4 protein-coding genes and 1 other RNA gene are annotated in these 5,439 nt (G+C 37.3%); 4 read left to right on the top strand and 1 reads right to left on the bottom strand.

Annotated elements, in window-relative coordinates:
* The 4 genes from dnaN to F3H01_RS05295 all read left to right on the top strand — a co-directional run.
* The coding region (dnaN, locus tag F3H01_RS05310; RefSeq protein ID WP_149725135.1) for a DNA polymerase III subunit beta at window positions 1-1,052 on the top strand (1,052 nt) is incomplete at its 5' end.
* A gap of 14 nt (window positions 1,053-1,066) precedes the next feature.
* The gene (gyrB, locus tag F3H01_RS05305; RefSeq protein WP_103649214.1) at window positions 1,067-3,376 is read left to right on the top strand and encodes a DNA topoisomerase (ATP-hydrolyzing) subunit B; all 2,310 of its coding nucleotides are present in this window, start codon (window positions 1,067-1,069) and stop codon (window positions 3,374-3,376) included.
* Window positions 3,377-3,429: 53 nt separating this feature from the next.
* On the top strand, window positions 3,430-4,083 hold the full coding sequence (queF, locus tag F3H01_RS05300) for a preQ(1) synthase (protein ID WP_223155378.1): 654 nt from the start codon (window positions 3,430-3,432) through the stop codon (window positions 4,081-4,083).
* Complete coding sequence (locus tag F3H01_RS05295; RefSeq protein ID WP_149725076.1) at window positions 4,083-5,318, top strand: HD domain-containing protein; 1,236 nt, start codon at window positions 4,083-4,085, stop codon at window positions 5,316-5,318. Before queF ends, F3H01_RS05295 begins: the two co-directional genes overlap by 1 nt.
* Here F3H01_RS05295 and ffs read toward each other — a convergent pair.
* An RNA gene (ffs, locus tag F3H01_RS05290) (signal recognition particle sRNA small type) lies at window positions 5,305-5,402 on the bottom strand. The two genes, F3H01_RS05295 and ffs, sit on opposite strands and share 14 nt — an antisense overlap.
* Window positions 5,403-5,439 lie beyond the last annotated feature (37 nt).

Below are 5,439 nucleotides of genomic sequence, written 5' to 3'. Positions count from 1 at the left end.
ACAAAAATATGCTTGAAAGCATAGTAACAAATACAAATCCATATCTTGAAAAAAGAGATCTTAGTGCTATAACTTCTCACATTTATATCTCGGCAAAAGATGGAGTTTTAAACATAAAAGCAACTGATCATGAAATAGGTCTAGCATATAAGCTAAGTAATGTAAAAATCGTTGATGAAGGTTACGCAACTGCAAATGGAAAAAAACTACTTGACATTATAAAAAGTCTAAAAGACGAAGAAGTGATGTTAGAAACTGTAAATAACTATCTTTACATAAAACAAAAAAACTCAAAATATAAACTTCCAATGTATAAATTTGAAGATTTTCCAGAGTTTCCAACGATTGAAGGTAAATCAAAATTTGACGTTGACGCTGTTATGTTAGGAAGAAGTTTAAAGAAAATTTTACCAAGTATTGATAGTAATAACCCAAAATTTGAACTAAACGGAGCTTTTCTTGATATTAAAAAAGACTTTATAAATATCGTTGGTACTGATACAAGAAGACTTAGTGTATTTAGATTTCAAACACCAACTAAAAAAGAATTTTCACTTATAATCCCTAAAAAAGCTATAAATGAAATACAAAAACTATTTTTTGACAAGATAGAAATTTACTATGATGAAAATATCTTAATCGCTCAAAGCCAAAATTTTGAGTTTTTCACAAAACTTATAAATGGTAAATTTCCAGACTATGAGCGTGTCATACCAAAAGAAGTAAGAAAAAGACTTCAACTAAGTAGAGATAAGATGATAGAGGGTATAAAAACTATCTCAATGCTAAGTGATACAATGAAAATAACTTTTGCAAGAGACAACATAACATTTGAAAGTGTTATAGAAGATAACTCTGAAGCAAAAACTATGATTGATTATCAAACTGGCTTAGAAGATGAATTCTTTATAGGCATAAAAAATAGATACTTGCTTGATTTCTTAACTAGTATCGAAGATGAAAATTTTGAGCTTGGATTTAATGAAAGCTCACTAGCATTTGTTGTAAATTCAAAAGAATTAACAACAGTAATAATGCCGATAAATTTATAAGATAAGGCAAGATTATGGAAAATAATTACGGCGCAGAAAATATTAAAGTACTAAAAGGGCTTGAGGCGGTCAGGAAACGCCCAGGCATGTATATAGGCGATACAAACATTAGTGGTCTTCACCATATGATCTATGAAGTTGTTGACAACTCTATCGATGAGGCAATGGCAGGATACTGCGATACGATAGACATTGAGCTTACACGTGAGGGCTCAGCTATCATTAGCGATAATGGCCGTGGTATCCCAGTAGATATGCACCCAACTGAGAAAATTTCAGCTGCGACAGTTGTTTTAACTGTTCTTCACGCTGGTGGTAAATTTGATAAGGACACTTATAAAGTTTCTGGTGGTCTTCACGGTGTTGGTGTATCTGTTGTAAATGCCCTTTCTAAAAAGCTAGTCGTAAATATCAAGCGTGATGGTAAGCTTCATAGACAAGAATTTGCAAAAGGTATCCCTCAAAGCGATCTTGAAGTGATAAAAACTACAAACCGCACAGGTACGCAAGTTGAGTTCTGGCCAGATGATAGTATATTTGAAGTGACAGAATTTGATGATGAAATTTTAGTAAAAAGATTTCGCGAGTTAGCCTATCTAAACCCAAAGATAACTATAAATTTTAAAGATCAAAGAAATGGCAGAAGCGAGAGCTTTCATTTCGAGGGCGGGTTAGAGAGCTTTGTAACTGATATGAACAAAGCAAATGCTGTTAGTAAAGCAGTATCATTTAGCGGCGGCGAAGATGATGTTATGGTTGATTTTGCCCTGCTTTACAACGACACTTATAGTGAAAATTTACTAAGCTTTGTAAATAACATCAAAACTCCAGATGGTGGTACACACGAAGCTGGATTTAGAGCGGGCCTTACAAGAGTTATCACAAACTATGTCTCAGCAAACGCTGCTGCACGTGAAAAAGATACAAAGATAACTGGCGAAGATATCCGCGAGGGACTTATCGCTGTTGTGAGCGTAAAAGTGCCTGAGCCTCAGTTTGAGGGACAAACAAAGGGTAAACTAGGATCAAGCTACGTAAAACCAATCGTTCAAAAGATGGTTTTTGATGTTCTTACAAAGTATTTTGAAGAAAATCCTATCGAAGCAAGAGCGATAATGGACAAAGCCCTAATGGCTGCACGTGGCCGCGAAGCTGCTAAAAAAGCTAGGGATCTAACTCGCAAAAAAGAGAGCATGAGCGTAGGCACACTCCCTGGTAAGTTAGCTGACTGCCAGAGCAAAGACCCAGTAATTAGCGAGCTATATCTAGTGGAGGGCGACTCTGCGGGCGGTTCTGCTAAGCAGGGACGTGACAGAGTTTTCCAAGCAATATTACCGCTTAAGGGTAAAATTCTAAACGTTGAAAAGGCAAGACTGGATAAAATTTTAAAGTCTGACGAGATAAAAAATATGATAACAGCGCTAGGTTGCGGCATCGGAGATGAATTTGACGCTGAGAAGCTTAGATATCATAAGATCATCATCATGACCGATGCCGACGTCGATGGTAGCCACATCCAGACACTTCTTTTAACTTTCTTCTTTAGATTTTTAAATAAAGTTGTAGAAAACGGCCACATCTACCTAGCTCAGCCGCCACTTTACCGCTATAAAAAAGGCAAGAAAGAGATTTATCTAAAAGATGAAAAGGCATTAAACGAATTTCTTATCGAAACTGGTATCGAGGGTGTTGATATAGAGGGTATCGGCAGTGCGGATTTGATTGACTTTTTAAAGATTGTTGCAGCTTATAGAAGCGTCTTAAAAGAGCTTGAAAAACGCTTTAACGTCCTTTCAGCGATTCGCTATATGATAGAAAATCCGGACATCGTCTCAAAAAGCTACAATGAAATTTTTGAAATTTTAAAGAATTTCTTAAAAGCTGAGGGTCACAACATCCTAAACCACTACGTTAGCGAAGATGAGATTAGAATTTATGTCCAAACTGAAAGTGGCCTAGAAGAGCTTGTAGTAAATGAAAATTTATTTACAAATCCACTTTATGAAGAGGCGCTTTACATCAGCCAAAAGATAAAAGAGCGTGGCCTAGACTTGCATAGTGACGTTATAGACGTGCTTGATGAAGTAGAAAAAAATGCGAAAAAAGGTGCATATATTCAGCGCTACAAAGGTCTTGGTGAGATGAACCCAGAGCAGCTTTGGGAGACTACGATGAACCCTGAAAATAGAAGACTTTTAAAGATCGATATAAACGACGCTATAAGCGCCTCTGACACGTTTAATCTCTTCATGGGCGATGAGGTCGAGCCAAGAAGAAACTATATCCAAGACCACGCAAAAGACGTTAAACACTTAGATATTTAAAAGGTGATCAAATTTAAATTTGATCTAATTAGCAAAAAAATAAAGGATAAAAAATGAGCGAAGAGCTAGATATGAAATATGGCGAGAAAATTTTGAAAGAATTTGACGTAGAGAGTGACCTTGAGGTCTGGGAAAATAAGCAGACAAGGGACTATGTCATAAAGATCACTCTGCCTGAGTTTTGCTGCCTTTGCCCTCGCTCTGGTTATCCTGACTTTGCGACGATCTATCTTGAGTACATACCAAATAAGCTTGTAGTCGAGCTAAAAGCGATAAAACTTTATATAAATAGTTTTATGAACCGCAATATCAGCCACGAAGATAGTATAAATGAAATTTACTCTGTTTTAGAGAAAAAACTAGAGCCAAAATTTATGAAGATAGTTGGCGACTTTAACCCTCGTGGAAACGTCCATACAGTTATTGAGATCAGCTCTGATCTAGTGGTGAAAAAGCCAGCTGAAGAGAAAGAATTTATTCCAAGAACTAGAGAGAGAAGTAGCTTTGGCGACAAGCCACGCGAAAGACGTAGTACGAGTGATCGTGGCAGTAGCAGGGGCAGCAGTAGAGCTGGTGGCAGCAGAGGTGGCAGAGATGATAAATTTCAAAAAGATGATAAACCAAGAAGAAGCTCAAACAAAGAGGGCTTTAGAAAGATAAGCTACGCAGATGATAAGAAGCCAAAAGTAGTCAAAAAGGATAAATAATGATAAGTGCTAAGCTTATAGAACATATCTTTAAAGCAGCATCTATATCACGTTGGAACGACTATCCAAAGATGGCAAATTTAGTTGAGCTTGACAAGCAGGCTCATAAATTTATCATCGCTTATTTCATTGCAAAACAAGAGCAAAACGCCGACATGAACTACATCATCGAGGCTGGAATTTTTGAGTTTTTAAGTAGGGTCGTAGTCACAGACATACGCCCTGACGTCTTTCACCACATCCAAAAGACAAAAAAAGAGCAGATAAATAGCTGGGTCTTAAGCAACCTAGAGGGGCTGATTTCAGAAATCGAAGATGGCAAATTTTTAGAGAGATTTAAAAACCACTTTAAAAATGATAAAACTCACGAAAAAGAGCGCCTTATACTAAAAGCAGCGAGCTATCTTGCCACGAGGTGGGAATTTTCTATCGTCTATCAAACGAGCCAATTTTTAAGCGATATCGACGAGCTTAAGGCGAAGGTTGAAGAGGAGATGGAGGATTACTACGAGTTAATCGGCGTTAGAAAGATCGCTATGAATCAAAAGCTAGCCCGCCTTGTTGATCTAAGCGGTAGGCTAAGGTTTCAAAAGCGCTGGGCACAAACGCCTCGCATTCCTGAAACTGCGGTCTTAGGACATATGCTAGTTGTTGCAATACTTAGCTACTTTTACTCACTAAAAGCAAAAGCTTGCAAAAAACGCCTAGAAAATAACTTCTTTTGTGCACTATTTCACGACCTACCAGAGAGCCTCACAAGAGATATCATAAGCCCTGTGAAATACGGCGTAAAGGGGCTAAATGAGATCATCAGCGAGTATGAGATGAGGCTTATTGATGAGAGAATTTTGCCATTTGTGCCTGAAAAGATCAAAGATGAGTTTAGCTACATCCTTGGTATTAGAAAAGATGGCGAGAAATTTATAAAAGATGAGTTTGAAAATAGAACTTATGAGCGTAAAATCATCTACCATGAAGGGACGATGGAAAACGTAAATGAGGATAAATTTAATCCGATCGATGGCAAAGCGCTAAAATACTGCGACAAACTCTCAGCCTACATAGAAGCTGGAATTTCTATAAGCTACGGCGTCAAGTCAAAAGAGCTAACTGATGGCTTTAATAATATGTATAAATTTTTTAGTGAAAAACCTAAGATTGATGGAGTGGATTTTCTAGAAATTTGCGATGATTTTAATGAGCATTTTGGTTTAGAAAGACCCCCTCTCAGATAACTGCGGCACACACTTAATACAAGTGCTCTGCTGTGTTCCCACCCTGAAGCGGTGCTCATAAAAAGCATTGCACAGGTCTAAGAAGGAGCTTCGCAATCATACAGAAACTATACTTAAATTT

The sequence above is a fragment of the Campylobacter concisus genome, assembly GCF_902460875.1.
Classification (GTDB): domain Bacteria; phylum Campylobacterota; class Campylobacteria; order Campylobacterales; family Campylobacteraceae; genus Campylobacter_A; species Campylobacter_A concisus_AA.
This window is presented reverse-complemented; position numbering and strand designations above follow the sequence as displayed.